General features: G+C 39.2%; 16 protein-coding genes, 4 tRNA genes and 1 pseudogene. 5 read left to right on the forward strand and 16 right to left on the reverse strand.

Annotated elements, in window-relative coordinates:
* The first annotated feature begins 34 nt into the window (after positions 1–34).
* The 4 genes and pseudogenes from FCL54_RS20680 to FCL54_RS24500 all read left to right on the forward strand — a co-directional run bounded on the left by FCL54_RS20680 (position 35) and on the right by FCL54_RS24500 (position 2,400).
* Positions 35–238: a hypothetical protein gene (locus FCL54_RS20680; protein WP_138129036.1), complete on the forward strand. Its 204-nt coding sequence runs from the start codon at positions 35–37 to the stop codon at positions 236–238.
* A gap of 42 nt (positions 239–280) precedes the next feature.
* On the forward strand, positions 281–799 hold the full coding sequence (locus FCL54_RS20685) for a hypothetical protein (protein ID WP_138129038.1): 519 nt from the start codon (positions 281–283) through the stop codon (positions 797–799).
* A 29-nt stretch (positions 800–828) separates the two neighbouring features.
* Positions 829–1,599: a hypothetical protein gene (locus FCL54_RS20690; RefSeq protein ID WP_138129040.1), complete on the forward strand. Its 771-nt coding sequence runs from the start codon at positions 829–831 to the stop codon at positions 1,597–1,599.
* A gap of 475 nt (positions 1,600–2,074) precedes the next feature.
* Positions 2,075–2,400: pseudogene (locus tag FCL54_RS24500) on the forward strand (JAB domain-containing protein).
* Positions 2,401–2,463: 63 nt separating this feature from the next.
* Here the strand turns inward: FCL54_RS24500 and FCL54_RS20700 are convergent.
* The gene (locus FCL54_RS20700) at positions 2,464–2,760 is read right to left on the reverse strand and encodes a hypothetical protein (protein ID WP_138129042.1); all 297 of its coding nucleotides are present in this window, start codon (positions 2,758–2,760) and stop codon (positions 2,464–2,466) included.
* Positions 2,761–3,237: 477 nt separating this feature from the next.
* Positions 3,238–3,942: a hypothetical protein gene (locus tag FCL54_RS20705; RefSeq protein ID WP_138129044.1), complete on the reverse strand. Its 705-nt coding sequence runs from the start codon at positions 3,940–3,942 to the stop codon at positions 3,238–3,240.
* A gap of 18 nt (positions 3,943–3,960) precedes the next feature.
* Between FCL54_RS20705 and FCL54_RS20710 the strand changes: the two genes are divergently transcribed.
* Complete coding sequence (locus FCL54_RS20710) at positions 3,961–5,580, forward strand: recombinase family protein (RefSeq protein ID WP_138129046.1); 1,620 nt, start codon at positions 3,961–3,963, stop codon at positions 5,578–5,580.
* A gap of 39 nt (positions 5,581–5,619) precedes the next feature.
* Here FCL54_RS20710 and rlmH read toward each other — a convergent pair whose 3' ends face one another.
* From rlmH to FCL54_RS20780, 14 genes are all read right to left on the reverse strand, one after another.
* Entirely contained in the window at positions 5,620–6,099 is a 480-nt protein-coding gene (rlmH, locus tag FCL54_RS20715; RefSeq protein ID WP_138129048.1) for a 23S rRNA (pseudouridine(1915)-N(3))-methyltransferase RlmH, read from the reverse strand.
* 83 nt (positions 6,100–6,182) lie between these two features.
* Positions 6,183–6,341: a CxxH/CxxC protein gene (locus tag FCL54_RS20720; protein WP_138129050.1), complete on the reverse strand. Its 159-nt coding sequence runs from the start codon at positions 6,339–6,341 to the stop codon at positions 6,183–6,185.
* Positions 6,342–6,464: 123 nt separating this feature from the next.
* A complete protein-coding gene (locus tag FCL54_RS20725; protein ID WP_138129066.1) occupies positions 6,465–7,694 on the reverse strand; it encodes a S1C family serine protease in 1,230 nt (409 codons plus the stop codon).
* A gap of 130 nt (positions 7,695–7,824) precedes the next feature.
* On the reverse strand, positions 7,825–8,619 hold the full coding sequence (locus FCL54_RS20730) for an MBL fold metallo-hydrolase (RefSeq protein WP_138129052.1): 795 nt from the start codon (positions 8,617–8,619) through the stop codon (positions 7,825–7,827).
* Positions 8,620–8,640: 21 nt separating this feature from the next.
* A complete protein-coding gene (locus FCL54_RS20735) occupies positions 8,641–9,540 on the reverse strand; it encodes a two-component system regulatory protein YycI (protein WP_171016951.1) in 900 nt (299 codons plus the stop codon).
* Complete coding sequence (locus FCL54_RS20740; RefSeq protein WP_138129056.1) at positions 9,521–10,891, reverse strand: YycH family regulatory protein; 1,371 nt, start codon at positions 10,889–10,891, stop codon at positions 9,521–9,523. Before FCL54_RS20740 ends, FCL54_RS20735 begins: the two co-directional genes overlap by 20 nt.
* The gene (gene walK / locus FCL54_RS20745) at positions 10,888–12,687 is read right to left on the reverse strand and encodes a cell wall metabolism sensor histidine kinase WalK (RefSeq protein WP_138129058.1); all 1,800 of its coding nucleotides are present in this window, start codon (positions 12,685–12,687) and stop codon (positions 10,888–10,890) included. Before walK ends, FCL54_RS20740 begins: the two co-directional genes overlap by 4 nt.
* Positions 12,688–12,696: 9 nt before the next feature.
* On the reverse strand, positions 12,697–13,401 hold the full coding sequence (gene yycF / locus FCL54_RS20750; protein WP_138129060.1) for a response regulator YycF: 705 nt from the start codon (positions 13,399–13,401) through the stop codon (positions 12,697–12,699).
* A gap of 205 nt (positions 13,402–13,606) precedes the next feature.
* A tRNA-Phe gene (locus FCL54_RS20755) sits at positions 13,607–13,682 on the reverse strand.
* Between the two features lie 323 nt (positions 13,683–14,005).
* A tRNA-Asp gene (locus tag FCL54_RS20760) sits at positions 14,006–14,081 on the reverse strand.
* A 53-nt stretch (positions 14,082–14,134) separates the two neighbouring features.
* A tRNA-Met gene (locus FCL54_RS20765) sits at positions 14,135–14,211 on the reverse strand.
* 28 nt (positions 14,212–14,239) lie between these two features.
* Positions 14,240–14,315, reverse strand: a tRNA-Lys gene (locus tag FCL54_RS20770).
* Positions 14,316–14,806: 491 nt separating this feature from the next.
* A complete protein-coding gene (locus tag FCL54_RS20775) occupies positions 14,807–15,175 on the reverse strand; it encodes a PilZ domain-containing protein (protein WP_138129062.1) in 369 nt (122 codons plus the stop codon).
* A 136-nt stretch (positions 15,176–15,311) separates the two neighbouring features.
* A complete protein-coding gene (locus tag FCL54_RS20780; protein WP_138129064.1) occupies positions 15,312–16,598 on the reverse strand; it encodes an adenylosuccinate synthase in 1,287 nt (428 codons plus the stop codon).
* Positions 16,599–16,894: the final 296 nt, after the last annotated feature.

Consider the following 16,894-nt stretch of genomic DNA (forward strand, 5'->3'; position numbering starts at 1 on the left):
TGAGAGGATCGCATACAAAAAGGAGGGTAGTTAGATGAACCAATCATTAGTAAAAATTCTATTGAAGGCAAAAGAACTAAACCAATGGGTTCCAGCTAAATTTCTGGCGAAGTACGGAATCCAAAAGGTAAATTTACTGAACCTTGAAGATGAGGACTTAATTCTGACTAAGAAAAGCAAGTCAGATGGCGTACAACTAAAGCTGACCTTAAAGGGTTATCACTACTTTAATAAATAACAGGAATACCTTTTTAAAAAAATTACAAGGAGGAAATTAATCATGAAAGAAAATGTATGGAAAAGACAGCAATACAAATTAGGACTATTAACGGAGAGGAGTGTCTCCCTTCAAGAAGTTAAGGAAATTCACCAAAATCTATTAAACCAACTTGCTTCTATATCAGAAGAAGTAGCGGAAGCAATCGAACGCAATGACTATGTGAGACTATCTCACTTACTAGCTAATCGAAGCAAAATACAATCAGCAATAAATGAAATCGAATCTCTGTATGAGGATGAACTTATTAGTCATATATCAATTACTGACCGGATAAGCAAAGCACTTAAGGATACAGCAACAACGATGGAAGATGAGGGTGAAGATATTCTATCAAAATTAACTAACAATCTCGATAGATTAAATGAATCAGCTGGCGATGTGGTCACGAAGGCAATAGTGATTTCTATCAAAACACTAAGCAAGGGGAATCAGCTTAATCATCGAGTCGGCAAATTGATCATCCACAAAACATCGGATGGTTTAGCAAAATTGGCAGATATCATTCAAAAAAGATTCTAATTCATTGAGTTGAGGGAGGTAAAAACCATATGAAGACAGGTAAACACTTAAAAATAAACAATATCGTTCCATTCTCTAGTAGTAATAACTCTGATGTATCAGCATTACCTAATGTCGTCGTATCCTCTTCAGAATCCAAGCACCGAATTGAGGAACTCAAAACGTTCGTTGAAGAGGTTATGATAAAAGGCGTTGACTACGGGCAGATAAATGGATTCTCTAAAGCGACTTTGTTAAAGCCTGACGCCGAGAAACTTTGTGATGTATTCGGATTTTCAAAGACAGTAGAGGCTGTTAACCGTATTGAACAGTGGGAAGCTGGTATCTTCGCTTATGAAGTGAAGGTGATACTAACCCGCAAAGACAATGGAGTAATTGAAGCTGAAGGACTTGGTTCCTGCAACAGCAAAGAAGCAGCATTTCAACAGCAAGATGCCTATACGATTGTGAACACTGTATTGAAGATGACCAAAAAACGTACATTGATTGATGCGGTATTATCAGCGACACGTTCTAGCGGTATCTTCACACAAGACATTGAAGATTTTCCAGTAAGTTCAAAAACTAAAGGAGGTGATAAAACTGTTACCAAACACCAACTAATCAAGATACATCAAATCGCTGCTGAACTCAATATGCGTCATGAAGTTGCAAAAGAAATGATTAAGATGAAATACCTTGTTGATCACAGCACAAAACTAACTATTATACAGGCCTCTGATTTTATCCAACACTTATTTCATTTAAAAGATGTTTTTAATGAAGAGGAGGAGTTGAATACGCCAAAGGATAAAGAATGAATTGCTCATGGAATATTGATATATTCGATGGCTTTTTTTATGCACAAAAAAGATGAGCTCATCCGCCAATGAACTCATCTACATCAAAATACTCTTATTAAAATATAGCGTATTTCAAAAGTGTTTTCAATCGGAGGGACGATCATCGTCTCTCCTATTTTAATTCAATCAAACATAAATGGAGGAATATATGATGAACAATACATTCGATAAAATGACTTTTAGGGTATTATTAGCAACAACAATGCGTGAAAAGGAAGATGGCTATGTCGTCAACGAAATTTTCAACCGCTATCCATCCATACAAGATTTGTTAGAAGTAACCGAAGAGGAATTATTGATGATAAAAGGCATTGGTAAAGTAAAGGTTAAACAAATCGTAGCTGCTCTAAAATTAGCAAGAATGCAACCTACACCTGTAGAAGAACGTTTTACTATTCGTTCGCCTGAAGATGCATATACGTTCCTAAAAGATATGCAGTACCTAACACAAGAACATTTTGTAGTACTCGGGCTAAACACTAAAAATGAAGTTCTATTTCGAGAATCAGATTTTATAGGATCGTTGAATGCTTCAATTGTGCATCCACGGGAGACTTTTAAACATTTAATCCGTCGTAGTGCGCGAGCGCTATTGTTGCACATAATCATCCATCGGGGAATTCACAACCAAGTAGAGAGGACATTGAAGTCACAAAGCGCCTTAACGAAGTCGGAAAGGTTGTTGGAATTGAAATACTTGATCATATTATCGTTGGGCAAGAACAATTTACGAGTTTAAAGGAAAAAGGTTATCTATAAAAGTTTCATAGATAAAGAAGAGACAGTTAAATTTCTTGCTGTCTCCTCTTTATCTCATTTCTTTTATAATAGTTTTAGAGGTGGATGTTTTGAATTCATATTGATTATCTCGATGGGGTCAAATCCACCATTAGCAGCTAAATGTATTGAATCCAACAATAGACATACTGCATCATGCTTTACATCTTCTGGTATAAATCCCTGTACTTCAACATCTTCTACTTCTCCCCCTGTTACTTTCATTTTAGCTAAGTAAACTAAATTACTTTTTTCTTTTGTCTCACTGTTCAGCAACTCAACTATCTTCATCTTATAAATTCCTTTCCGTTCATCAATTACTTCAGTATAAAACTCATGCATAATTTACTCACTCCTCCTATGTACTGTTTATTAAGGCATAAGGGAAAATATTTAGGTAGACTTTAATATTGCAACTAATGAGAGACCCAGGCAGGTTAACTACACAAATTTCTTTAGTCCCTTTATTATTTTAATAATCGGCCACGGAATCATAGATTAATCCTTTTTTCACTTTATATCCTTCTTTTATATGCTTTACTGTTTGTCCTATCTTTGACATAGTAGCTTGGTAAGAGACTATTACAGCATGGTAGATTCGGTTTGAAAGCATATTGTTTTTTAATGGAAACGTATAAATCCCTAAAAAGGCTCCTTTATTATAAAAAGTATAAATTGGTTACCCAATATGCTAATTAAACAATCCCTCCCTAACTTCCCCTTGATATAAGGATTAACTGACAATTACAACTTTTATTACTGAACAAAAATTCCTTAGTCTTTATATATACCTGCTAGTATGCTATTTTGTAACAGCTACTAACAAACTTTTGCAAATACATACCTATTTTTTGATATTGTAACCTTTTCAAGTGTATCTTTTCCCGCTGCTATATTTTTAAAAGTATACATAACACTTGAACCAACCTTTTCTACTATAAAATCTTGTTTAATCTCCAAGGGTGGCAATTGCTTATTAGCTATTACAGGGAGGATTCCCATCTTCTTAAACTCTTTTTCATAATTTTGTATAGTACTACGACTAAGATTAAGTTCTATACCTAATGATTTGGCACGAATGTACCACATCATACTGCCAGCCTTTGTTTGATTTTTGACGTGATTCTTTATCGTTTTAAAAAGATCTATCTCGTTAGTTGTTATTCCATTCCATTTGCCAACCATTTTAAGATGTTCAATCAATAACCGCTTTACATTAGTGTCTTTTATGACAAACTCTATATTCGCATACCCAAATCTCCGTTTTAGCTCTGCTTTTTTGATATCACTTTCAAATCGTAGAATCCCTTTACTATTATTGATAGTATAAGCATCTTCAACGGTATCTTTCGCCTTTTTATTCTTATCATAAAAACGGATTTCTTTTGAACCACAACGCCATGCAACAGTTTCATCCGCAACTTTATGCTGTTTGTATCTTTTTTCTATATATGAATGCTGCCCCAGAGCATATATGTATTCCCTGATTTCCGTTTCTGCCGAAACTTGGAAAAAATTATTCAAAAATAAGGAGGAAGATTAATGAGTAAAGGAAAAAAAGCAGTCATTTACGCTCGTGTAAGTACAGAAGAGCAAGCAACCGAAGGATTCAGCATTAAAGCTCAGTTATCCCAACTATACAGACAAGCAGAAGTATTGAACATGGAAGTTATTGATGAGTATATAGATGAGGGCATAAGTGGTAAGAGCATAGCTGGTCGTCCTGAAATGAAAAAATTATTGTCGAATGCACGTCAGAGAAAATTTGATATTGTTCTGGTATATAAATTAGACCGTGTTTCAAGAAAACTAAAGGATGCCTTGGAAATCAGCGATGAGTTAGAACGTAATAATGTTCAATTGATGAGTTTAAATGAAAACTTTGATACGACCACTCCTATGGGTAAAATGGTGTTCCAAATGATAAGTTCTTTTGCCGAGTTAGAACGTAACACCATTGTTGGCCGTGTCAAAATGGGAATGACAGAACGAGCAAAGCAAGGGAAATTCAACGGAGGACTTTGCCTAGGGTACGATAGTATTAATAAGCATTTGGTCATTAATGATACTGAAGCTATTATCGTGAAGGAGATTTTTAATCTTGCAGAGCAAGGACTAGGATTAAAAGCAATTACACATCGAATAAATGAAAAAGGATACAAATCAAAACGTGATAAACTTTTCTCTACTAATGCAATTAAACAAATTTTAGATAATCCAATGTATATTGGTAAAATACGCTTTAATCAAGTTGAGGATTGGAATGAAAAACGCCGTAGAGGTAAAAATGAGAACTTTATTCTTGCAGATGGTGAGCACGAACCAATTATTACTCAAGAACAATGGGATAAAGTGCAGAATATCCGTCAAAAAAGGTCGGTAAAGCCCTCGCGATCCCTTGAACCCTATATTCTTAGCGGACTATTAAAATGCCCTATCTGTGATCATGGAATGGTTTCGAGCCGATCAAAAGGAGCTGCGGGTCAGACATATCGTTACTATACTTGCGGTCAGTATCATAACAAAGGAAAAGAGGCGTGTCGACCAAATTCAATACGTGCCGACAAAGCTGAACAACATGTATTTGAGGAGCTTTCACGTATAGCCTCACACCCATCAACCTTAAAGAAAATTATTTCAGAAACAAATAAGCAAAGAACCCACTCAATGGAGCCAATTCAAGAGGAAATAAAACTGCTAAAATCAAAGATTAACAAGATTAGAGGGCATATTGATAAACTAATGAACGCTCTGCTTGACGAGGAACTGCCGCAAGAAATTGTAAAACCGAAGCTAATCTCTTCTCAGGAACAAAAAAAGCAGCTGGAAGAACGCCTTGAAGCGAGAAATACGGAACTAGCAGAAGCTGATACTTCACCAGTAGACTATGATTCTGTTCAACGATTATTAGGAGATTTTCAAGTTTTACTCTCACAGGTTAAACCAGAAGAACAGAAGATATTGCTCCGTTCCATTATTAAAGACATCCAGGTAAGTATAGACGCACCACGTGGTACAGGCAGACATATTACGAAGATGGACCTATTCTTTGACTTCACAATAGATGCAATGGAAGACAGCTATGAATTGCTGCTGAAGATTTATCCAGACCTTGAACAGCAGCTAGATGTCTGGTCAACAAGATCAATTTCATACGGTTAATATAAAAGGGACATGCTTGAGTCCCTTAATAGTTTACCTTTATTTATGGTACGGTTCCCCCCTATTTATCTTAAACGCCCGATAAACCTGCTCAAGCAAAATGAGACGCATCAACTGATGAGGAAATGTCATCTTAGAGAAGGAAAGCTTGTCGTTCGCACGCGCCATCACAGCATCGCTCAGCCCTAAAGAGCCCCCTATTACAAAAGCGACTTTGCTTTTCCCGTATGTTGCAAGTTTGTCTAAATTAGCTGCTAGATCTTCAGAGGATTTCATTTCACCCTCGATTGCCAGAGCGATCACATGGGTATCAGGAGAAAGCTTCGAAAGGATCTTGTTACCTTCTATATGTTTGACCCGCTCCATATCCGTTTCACTTAAGTTCTCGGGAGCTTTTTCATCCAGTACTTCTATCAATTCAACCTTCGCATATGGCGTCAGCCTTTTCTTATATTCTGCAATTCCTTGCTTTAAGTACTTTTCTTTTAACTTCCCAACCGAAATAATCGAGATATTCACAAGTTGTCCCACCCTTATAAACATTTTATCCACAGAACTTATCCACATATACACATTTTATATCCACATCTTGCATCAGAACATTAGTTTGACACTATATATATAGCGCTTTTTGGGCAATATTCACATGTTGTGGATAATTGTTTCTCTGCACTTAATTTATCCATGATTGGCGGTTGTTCGCTGTTATCCACACTATCATCGAGAGCCATGTCGATGTGTTCTTCACAACAATATATCATCTTTATCCTCCTTGCATTTCGCTTATCAACAGGTGGATATTTGTCTATCTACCCACTTACAACCTTTTAGTCGTTGTTCCCCGCGCATAAAATAAAACAGGGAAGCTATACTCCCCTGTTTTATCATGAGCTTTGCTGTTTCGCAAGCGTTACTTCTGTTGTTTGTTTTTTCCCACCGCTGTAATAGGTAATCGTTATCTTATCGCCAATGTCAGTCTTCGTATAAAGAACCTTACGCAGGTCTACTGCATTCTTAACTTTGTTTCCATTAATATCAACGATGACATCGAGCTCTTTTAAGCCAGCCTGCTCAGCAGGTGACATTGGCACGACATTCATGACGACTACGCCATAATCCACTTTATCAGGAAGCTTTAATGATTCTTTCCAGTGATAAGTTGGAATTTCGGAAAGGGACCGCATTCCTATTCCAATGAATGGACGCTGTACTTTCCCATACCGCTCCAAATCATTGATAATCGGTTCTGCAATATTTATCGGGATGGCAAAGCCTATCCCTTCTACATGCTGCTGGGCAATTTTCATTGAGTTAATCCCTACTAACTGCCCTGACAGGTTAACTAATGCCCCGCCGCTGTTTCCCGGATTAATACTCGCGTCTGTTTGAATAACTTCCGCGTTCCAGTCCACTACTCCATCCTGGTCTATGTCTGCAGGAATTGTACGATTTGGGTTACTGATGATGCCCTGGGTTACCGTTCCTTCTAAAAAGCCGAGCGGGTTCCCGATCGCTATCGCTGGTTCGCCGGGCTTAAGCTGGTCCGAATTTCCAAATTCAGCGACCGCCTTTACTTTTTTTGAATCGATTTGAAGAACCGCTAAATCCATTAAAGGGTCTGTTCCAACAAGCTTTGCCGGGACCTTGGTCTCTTCATCTAAACTTACTTCTATTTGCCCCGCGCCTTCGACAACGTGGTTATTCGTCACCACAAATGCTTTACCATCAGCTTTTTTATAGATAACGCCTGACCCTGCGCCTGCTTCTCCATAGTCTTCGCTCCAGAAATCAGACTTTTGAAGATTAATAACACCTACAACAGCGTCATTTATTTTGTCTACCGCTTCTGTAACATCTGTTGTAACATCAATACTTACATTTCTAACGGTACCACTTTCAGCTCCGTTACCGTTATTGCCGTTTTCAACTCCTTGGTCCGGTGTTTTAACGGCAAAGTCCTCAGGTAACACACCGAGTTCTGAGAGTGCAGGAATCGAAAACAGGATGATCATCGCTCCAAGTATTGCGCCGAACAGGCCTGCAAGAATCATGCCTCCCCGATTCCCTTTTTGCTTTCTCTGCCTACTGCTAAAATTATCATCATAGAAGCCCACAGACCTCACCAATCCTTCCATTCAATAAGGGTTTTCACTTTAATTATAAAGTCAGACTACCGAAAGATTTAAATTATGGTATAATTTTCATATTTTTCCGCGTCTCATCGCAAAACCCTGAAAGGAGGCACTAAACAGCAGTTAACACTGTGGGAACAGCCGGATCAGTATCGTATAACTGCAGCTCTTCCCCTATTGTAAAACCTTTTTGCTCTAACGTTTGCTGAACGGATAAGCGTGCCAGATCTTTCATATTATTATCTTTACTTAAATGGGCTAAATAAATACGCTTTGTTTTATCTCCGATTACCTCCGATAGAGCAAGGGCCGCATCTTCATTCGATACGTGTCCCATATCACCTAAGATTCTTCTCTTAACATTCCATGGATATCTACCCATCATAAGCATGTTGATATCATGATTTGATTCAAAGATGAACATATCTGAATCTTTGATCGTGCCTTTGATTCTTTCACTAACATATCCCATATCTGTTGCAAGGGTAAGCTTCTTTCCCTCATGGTGAAACACATAGAACTGCGGCTCAATCGCATCATGGGAAACGCCAAAAGACTCAACGTCCAGATTATCAAATGTTTTGACGGTCTCTCTTTCAAAATGAAATTTTTGCTCCGTTGGAATAGCTCCAATGGAATCAGACATCGCTTCCCATGTTTTGGCGTTGGCATAGATCGGAAGGTTATAACGCCTCGCAAAGATACCGATCCCTTTAATATGGTCACTGTGTTCATGTGTGACAAGCAGTCCATCAAGTTCACTCGGGTTCAAGCCTGTTTTTTTAAAAAGCTCTTCAAGCTTTTTGCCGCTCAGACCGGCATCAATCAACAGCCTTTGCTTTTCAGTGGCCACATACACAGCATTGCCGGTACTGCCGCTCGCCAGCACGCTAAATTCAAGTGCCATTCTATCAAACCTCTCCTATACTTACTCGTTTCTTTTTAGTTGCTTAGGTATTGCCTTTTCATTGTCGATTGCTTTCCCGCTGACCTCTTCGTTCGGTTTTTCCGTTTCTAACTGTGAAATCGTGCCTTCCACCGCATTTACGTAAAAAAACTTCTCTCCGTTAACAAGTACCCGCCAGGTTGGGACGAAAACAAGTACTTCACTTGCTCCAGCATCCGTATTGAATGTCGAATAGCCAAGCTTAATCTCTGTTACTTTATCATTCGCTTGCAAATATCGATTCGTATGAAGCAAACTTAATGCTTGGATGGCTGATTCAATCTTCTGGTCTTCTTTTAAGGTTTTTACATTTAAATAGGTTTGCTCATAACTAACGATATCCCCATCATCATTTAAATAAATATCAAGCTTGCCCCGATCCTGTTTAAAGATTTGGTTATCCTGGTATGTCTGGTAAAACACAAGATGTTTCGGATCTTCCTGGTCTACGTAAGAAAAACGGTACTCAGAACCGTTGATAACATTTGTTTCTAAAAAGATGGAAAAATTGGCATCCTTTAAAGAATCGGCTATATCAAACGGATCGCCCTTCATCTCGGATTTTATTTTGGTGATTTCTTTTGTATTCTCTGGGACAGGGGTGATTTTCTGATTCGTTGCTTTTTCTTTTTCATTTATTTTATCTTTGGTGAAAACATGGGTGTCACCGCTTATAAAATCCATGACAGTTGGCGTTTCTGGAGGCGGCAATGCTTTTTTAAAGGAAATGTTAGCATCCGCCAGCGTTTTTTGTATCGGCGCCTTTTTGTATTGTTCAAACTGGCTGCTTGTATTTTTTTTGTCTATCAATTGATAGGCCAGAAACACATCAAAGAGGAGGAAAGTAAGGATGAATATTGTCTTAACCCTGCTCCAATCCATTTTTCCCCACCCCTTCATTGTTGTTCTGGAATAGCTTTACCCAGGAATCGTTTACTTGTACATACCATCCCGGTTCAAGAATATATTCGGTATTGTTTTCGATTTCCTGATCGATCGAAGTTTCATAGCCCACCACTATCCGTTTGACGCTGCTCAACTTGATGTTCCTTTTTTCAAGCTGTTCAGCTATTTGTTGAGCACTTTCGAGCTGTACCTCAACTGCTTGCGGAGGCACAACAAAGAAATACTTTAATGAGCGAACATATCTTAATACATCATTGTTTTGCTCGTCTACCTCAATTGTATAATTTTCCATAATAGGAATGCCAGTAATTTGAGACCTGAAAATAACCTGGTCCGTTTTTTCCGGGCGATTCCAATGGAAAAGCATATATTCTTCTGACTGTGGAGGCAGCTTAAACCCTCCATGGTTATTTACAAAATCAAAAGCCCTGATGATTGGTTGTTCATTCGGAACATAGCGATTTTCTGCTTGCTTTGGATTTGTAAATGTGATCTCATCATTTCGCACTTTCAAATTTCTAGTGCCATCTGTATACGATTGTTCTATAGAAAAGGCAATATCGTTTGTTTCAACAAGTTCCGGATCAGGAAACAACGCTTCCTTATATTCATTTGCCTTTATCGTTTTTATTGTAACTCCCTTAATTTTGTTAACATCGGTCATTTGATTTATAGGAGCATATATCCCTTCGAAAAACGCACTGTTAAGATTATTAGAAACTAACGATGCCTCTATAAACCCATCTGGCTGATGAAGAAACCATTGTTTTAGTAAGCTAGTTTTTACAGTCGCTTGAAAAATCTCTTTTTTTGCAGAATACACTAACAGCACATCTGTGGTATCATTGACCTTTTCATTTGCGCTTGGCTCTAACACAATAATTTTATCTGTTATGTCTGGGATGTCGGTATCCTGTGTATTAAAGTCGAACAGTTTGCTTAAGACATCTTCCGTAATCATTGTAGGAAAGATGAATTCCATACCTTTTCGATCAGATAATAACTTTTCTGCTTTTGAAACAGAGATACTCTCAATTTCTTCGACTGTCATAAAATTAACTAGGTCCGAATAAATGGGATTTATGATGCTCTGGTTATAAGCTGTATAGTGATTATTCCCGTCATGGAAAACAAGCTGATGGGGCTTAATAACCTCAGCATAATTATCAAGGATTTCCCCTACCTTGACATTGGCGTCAGGTTCCTCTGAACTATTATAGTCTGGTTCAAATGTCCACACTTGCCATGTTAAGAAAATACTTAAAAGGACAAGAAAATTCAAGAGGATTGTTTTTGTTTTCTCTACTGAGAGCTTCTGAAACTTCATCGTCTATCACTCTCCCTTATTCCTTTAATAGGGAGCGTAAAATAAATGGTTGTTCCTTTCCCCCACTTACTTTCAGCCCAAATGTCACCGCCATGAGCATGGACCATTTCTTTAGCTATAGCGAGTCCGAGTCCAGTACCGCCCAATTGCCTTGAGCGGGCTTTGTCGACTCGATAGAACCGCTCGAATATCTTATCAATATTGTTCTTCGGAATCCCTACTCCTTCATCTGACACACTGATGCGCAGCCTTTTGCCGACAGGCCATGCGCGGAAAGTAATCGTTCCGCCTTCAGGAGAATACTTGATCGCATTAGAAATAATATTATCAAGTACTTGCGTCATCTTATCTTTATCAATGGTTGTATAAATTTCTTTGTTCGGGAGTTCCCTTTTGAAATCAAACTGCTCGCCTTTTGACATTTCAAACCGATCGATGATGTGGTGGTAATAAGCAACGAAATCGAGTTTTTGAAATTCGAGCCGGTATTCTTTCTTATCCATCTTAGAGAGCTGCAGCAAGTCATTGACAAGCCTGATCATGCGTTCTGTTTCAGTCTGGGTGACTTCTAAAAATCTCGGAGCAATCTCTGGATCCTGCCATGCACCATCATGCAGCGCCTCAAGATAACTTCTCATCGTAGTCAGAGGCGTTCTTAATTCATGGGACACGTTCACAACGAACTCACGGCGCTCCTGCTCAATCTGCTCCTGTTCCGTTACATCATGCAACACTGCGATCAGGCCATTAATCGGTCCGTCCTCTTTATTGATCACAGAAAAGCTGACACGGATGATAAACGATTTATCATCGTCACTTAAATCTAGCAGCATCGAATCTGGACCGCTGTACACGTCATCCCAGGACATTTCTTCATCCAAATTAAATAGTTCTACTAAAGAAGATCCCAATATTGTTTCACGTGAAACATCTAAAATTTCTTCCGCACGGTCATTTAGCAAAATAATCATGCCATCCCTGTCCGTCGCTATAACACCGTCTGTCATATATGCAAGAACAGAGGTCAGTTTCTTCCTTTCTCCCTCAGTAATAGCATTAGCTTCCTGTAGTCTTCGGGTTAAATCATTGAAAGCAAGGGCAAGTGAACCGATCTCATCTTCTCCGTACACTTTAACCTTCCTTGTAAAATCTCCTCTTGCCATTACCAGGGCCTGTTTACGCATGTCTGATATTGGTTTTGTAATCGTCAAGGAAATGATGATGCCTAAAACGCCTGTTAGAAGTAAGGCAACGAGAGCAGCGGAAGCTAGAATGTTATTTACTTCTTCTGCTTGAGCAAAAATTTGCTTCATCTCCGCTTGAAAAAACACTGCTCCATTTACAGACGTACTATTTTCCCCAAGTATTGGCAAGGCAACGTTCAAAATGCGATTGCCATCGTCCACAAAAATGTTGGCCCTTTGCGGATTATTGTTCAAGGCTTTTGTTATAGCTTCCTCAGTCGACCAGGAATCAACAGGAGCATTCAGGGCTGCAACAATTTTGCCAGATGCATTAACGATTTGTATTTCTCTTATTTCTTCACTGCGAAAGTTGGCGATAAGCGTGTTTAATTTAGAGGTATCCTCGCCCTTTTTATCATTTAATTGTCCGGAAACATTGTCAGAAAGCAACTGTGCCCTTTCATTAATAGAACCAACAAAGTTCTCGATAAACTGCTCCTCTAGCTGGTCATTAAAGTAGACACTTATGAACTGAATCGCAATTAAGATAAGAAGAACATAAATGATTCCGAACTTAAAATGTATTGATTTAAAAAAAGTAACTTTTCCCATGCTTAAGTATTACTCCTGCTCTGGTTCTCTCATATAATAGCCTACTCCACGGCGAGTGATGATCCAGGTTGGATGGCTCGGATTGTCCTCCACTTTTTCTCGCAGTCTTCTTACTGTGACGTCTACCGTTCGAACATCACCAAAGTAATCATAGCCCCAAACTGTTTGCAGCAAATGCTCACGTGTCATAACCTGTCCAATATGTTTTGCAAGGTAATGAAGAAGTTCAAATTCACGATGTGTTAGCTCGATCGTTTCTTCTCTTTTTGTAACTAAATAAGCATCCGGATGAATTGTTAAAGCTCCTATTTTGATGACACTGTTAGAGGATGTCTCTTTTTCAGGCTCCTGCTGCCTTCTTCTAAGGTTTGCTTTCACTCGTGCAATAAGTTCTCTCGTGCTGAATGGCTTTGTCACATAATCATCTGCTCCAAGTTCCAGCCCTAACACCTTATCAATTTCCGAATCCTTCGCTGTTAACATAATAATAGGAAGATCATACTTTTTACGAACTTCTCTGCAGACTTCCATTCCATCTTTTCCTGGTAGCATAATATCAAGAAGAATCATATCCGGTCTTTCCTGCTCTACTTTTTCAAGCGCCTGGTCTCCATCATAGGCACAAACTACCTGATAGCCTTCTTTTTCCAGATTAAACTGCAATATATCAGCAATCGGTTTTTCATCATCTACTACTAAAATTTTCTTTTCCATTATTGAACGCTCCCTTATTAGAATTAAAAGAAACAGTTTTTATCTAAGTTGAAGTTTTTTCAATGGTTAAGTTTAATTGAATCTATTTTATCACATTCAAGCATCTTATTTCAGTTTTACTTATTCTGCCTAATAAACCAAAAGAGCATGCCCTAAAAATGAGCATGCTCTGTACGTTAAATGTATGTTTAATTTGATAAATTGGTGGTGGCTCGAGACGGAATCGAACCGCCGACACGAGGATTTTCAGTCCTCTGCTCTACCGACTGAGCTATCGAGCCATGTTTGTATTGGTGACCATCATTTTATGCTGTGCTGATACCCTCTGTTCCTTCCTCTACTAGCTTATGCTATCGAAGCGGGCTGTGTCGGAACAACTCATCGATTATTCATGAGGTAATGTTCGTTGCTCTACCGACTGAGCTATCGAGCCATGTTTGTATTGGTGACCATCATTTTATGCTGTGCTGATACCCTCTGTTCCTTCCTCTACTAGCTTATGCTATCGAAGCAGGCTGTGTCGGAACAACTCATCGATTTGTCACGATGTAACGTTCGTTGCTCTACCGACTGAGCTATCGAGCCTTAAAAATCAAATTTAGAATGGCGGTCCCGACCGGATTTGAACCGGCGATCTCCTGCGTGACAGGCAGGCATGTTGACCCCTACACCACGGGACCTTTATTTTTATGTACTAATTCAGCTATGAAGTTAACCAGTAGTTAAATTTAATTGGTTGCGGGGGCAGGATTTGAACCTGCGACCTTCGGGTTATGAGCCCGACGAGCTACCGAACTGCTCCACCCCGCGATGATAAAAATATGTGATAGAAAGAAAATGGTGAGCCATGGAGGATTCGAACCTCCGACCCTCTGATTAAAAGTCAGATGCTCTGCCAGCTGAGCTAATGGCTCTCGTAGTTTAGTTGAAGCTTATTCATTTTCGATGTCCCTTCCTCTACCAGTATTTCTATCGAAGTGAGCTGTGTCGGGACAAATCGCCGTCATTTCAGCGTAGCATCGCTCTTTGCTCTGCCAGCTGAGCTAATGGCTCTCGTAGGTTAGTTGAAGCTTATTCATTTTCGATGTCCCTTCCTCTACCAGTATTTCTACCGATGTAGGCTGTGTCGGGACAAATCGCCGCCATTTCAGCGTAGCGTCGCTCTTTGCTCTGCCAGCTGAGCTAATGGCTCTCGTAGGTTATTCAACTGTGTTCCTTTCTCTGCCAGTTTATGCTAACGATGTAATCTGCGTCGGAACAAATCGCAGTTTACTCGGCGAAGTTTCGCTCTTAGCTAATGGCTCTCGTTGTTTATTCATTGTAGCTTTTCTAGAAAACTAGCAACAAAAAATATCTTATCACCTTTACATAAAAAAAGCAAGGGTTATTTTAAAAACCCTTGTTCTTATGCTTCCATTTTTCTTTTATGTAATCTAATAACTAATCGATTTACTTCCTGGAATATTAATGATGCTTCTTTTTGTTCCTGAAAGATAAATTTCACCCCGTAAAAGAAACTATCGTTGGTTCCTTTTTTCCAGACCACTTTGCCCGAAGCGTAAAGGTTTTCTTCGTTTAGTTTAAATTCAAAGTCAAGCTCTGTGTTAAGTGCTAAATCAGTTTTTTCCGTAAAACCCAGTCCTTCCCCTCCAACATCGTTAATCATGATCGTATAAGGGTATTCATCCTGTGCTTTATTGCTGCTTAGTCTCATTTTCCCTTCAATAGGAATATCAAGTTGGTGACGAAATACTTGTCGATTATCAGCAGACATGCAATCACTCCATTACAGATAGCATATTTTTCTTTTAATTCTACCATATCCTCCTGGAAAATATCCCAAAATTTTCCGATAAAATAAACTTTTCTTTCTATAAATCAAAAAAATAAACAGAGGCCTAAAGCCTCTGTTATGCAAATACGCCACGAACCATATTTGTTTGTTTGCGATCGGGTCCTACTGAGAAAACAGAAAGCGGAATTCCAGTCAGCTGTGATACACGCTCAATATAATGGCGGGCATTCGGCGGAAGGCTTCCAAGGTCTTTAACATCGGTAATGTCTTCGGTCCAACCTGGCATTTCTTCATATACCGGTTCACATTCAGCCAGCACTTTTAGACTTGCAGGGAACTCCTCAATTGTTTTTCCTTTATACTTATAAGCTACACAAATCTTAAGTGTTTCAATGCCTGTTAACACATCGATCGAATTCAGGGACAAATCTGTAATCCCGCTCACACGACGAGCATGGCGTACAACCACACTGTCAAACCAGCCTACACGACGCGGGCGCCCTGTTGTTGTGCCGTATTCGTTACCAACTTCGCGAATCTTATCTCCGATTTCATCATGAAGTTCTGTCGGAAATGGACCGTCACCAACGCGTGTTGTATATGCTTTAGATACACCAACGACGTGATGGATTTTTGACGGTCCTACACCTGACCCTATCGTTACGCCTCCAGCGATCGGGTTAGAGGAAGTAACAAACGGATATGTCCCCTGATCAATATCAAGCATTACTCCCTGCGCTCCTTCAAACAAAACACGTCGTCCTGCATCAAGTGCATCGTTTAAAACAACAGAAGTATCGCATACATAGCCTGCGATTTGCTGGCCGTACTCATAGTATTCTTCTAAGATGTCTTCTTTTTTCAAGCCTTCTACTTCGTACATTTTTTCAAAAAGCCGATTTTTTTCTGCAAGATTCCGCTCGAGTTTCATTTCGAATTCTTCACGGTCTAAAAGGTCAGCGATCCGGATACCGACTCTTGCTGCTTTGTCCATGTACGCCGGGCCGATCCCCTTTTTTGTTGTTCCAATTTTATTAGCGCCTTTGCTCTCTTCCTCCAGGGCATCCTGCTTTAAGTGATACGGTAAAATAACGTGAGCCCTGTTACTGATTCTAAGGTTATCCGTACTAACACCTTTATCATGAAGGTATTTGAGTTCTTCAACAAGCGCTTTAGGGTCCACAACCATGCCGTTACCTATGACGCAAATTTTGTCATCATAAAAAATACCGGATGGGATTAAATGTAATTTATACTTTTTTCCGTTGAACACAATCGTGTGGCCTGCATTATTTCCACCCTGATACCGTGCCACAACTTCTGCATTCTCTGACAGGTAATCGGTAATCTTACCCTTTCCTTCGTCTCCCCACTGGGTTCCGACTACAACAACTGATGGCATTTGTAAGAGCACCTCCGCCGGCGTTTTCGGTTTAACAAACCGAGAAACATCCAGATATTATTAAAAATCCAAACTTAGTGTACCAATTCCTTTGCATAACGTCAATTAAAACCGAACGTTATTTTTATTAATAAGATATTCGTTCGTTATTTAATGGGCTTCATTTTTTCTATTTTGCCCAAAAAATAAAAAAAGAGCCCTGAGGTGGTTAACCCCAAAAGTTAGAGTTTTGTTATGCAGTTGATTGGATGGATTGAGTTCGGTATTCGACGGGACTCAGTCCATCCAATTTTTCT

The organism is Exobacillus caeni (assembly GCF_005747095.1).
Classification (GTDB): Bacteria; Bacillota; Bacilli; order Bacillales; family Guptibacillaceae; genus Exobacillus; species Exobacillus caeni.

Bases quoted from the DNA above. Each gene is read 5' to 3' on its own strand.
- yycF (WP_138129060.1), bottom strand. From the start codon at position 13,401: ATGGAAAAGAAAATTTTAGTAGTAGATGATGAAAAACCGATTGCTGAT.
- FCL54_RS20720 (WP_138129050.1), bottom strand. From the start codon at position 6,341: ATGATATATTGTTGTGAAGAACACATCGACATGGCTCTCGATGATAGT.
- FCL54_RS20700 (WP_138129042.1), bottom strand. From the start codon at position 2,760: ATGCATGAGTTTTATACTGAAGTAATTGATGAACGGAAAGGAATTTAT.
- FCL54_RS20775 (WP_138129062.1), bottom strand. From the start codon at position 15,175: ATGTCTGCTGATAATCGACAAGTATTTCGTCACCAACTTGATATTCCT.
- FCL54_RS20730 (WP_138129052.1), bottom strand. From the start codon at position 8,619: ATGGCACTTGAATTTAGCGTGCTGGCGAGCGGCAGTACCGGCAATGCT.
- FCL54_RS20690 (WP_138129040.1), top strand. From the start codon at position 829: ATGAAGACAGGTAAACACTTAAAAATAAACAATATCGTTCCATTCTCT.
- FCL54_RS20780 (WP_138129064.1), bottom strand. From the start codon at position 16,598: ATGCCATCAGTTGTTGTAGTCGGAACCCAGTGGGGAGACGAAGGAAAG.
- FCL54_RS20740 (WP_138129056.1), bottom strand. From the start codon at position 10,891: ATGAAGTTTCAGAAGCTCTCAGTAGAGAAAACAAAAACAATCCTCTTG.
- FCL54_RS20710 (WP_138129046.1), top strand. From the start codon at position 3,961: ATGAGTAAAGGAAAAAAAGCAGTCATTTACGCTCGTGTAAGTACAGAA.
- FCL54_RS20680 (WP_138129036.1), top strand. From the start codon at position 35: ATGAACCAATCATTAGTAAAAATTCTATTGAAGGCAAAAGAACTAAAC.
- walK (WP_138129058.1), bottom strand. From the start codon at position 12,687: ATGGGAAAAGTTACTTTTTTTAAATCAATACATTTTAAGTTCGGAATC.
- FCL54_RS20685 (WP_138129038.1), top strand. From the start codon at position 281: ATGAAAGAAAATGTATGGAAAAGACAGCAATACAAATTAGGACTATTA.
- FCL54_RS20735 (WP_171016951.1), bottom strand. From the start codon at position 9,540: ATGGATTGGAGCAGGGTTAAGACAATATTCATCCTTACTTTCCTCCTC.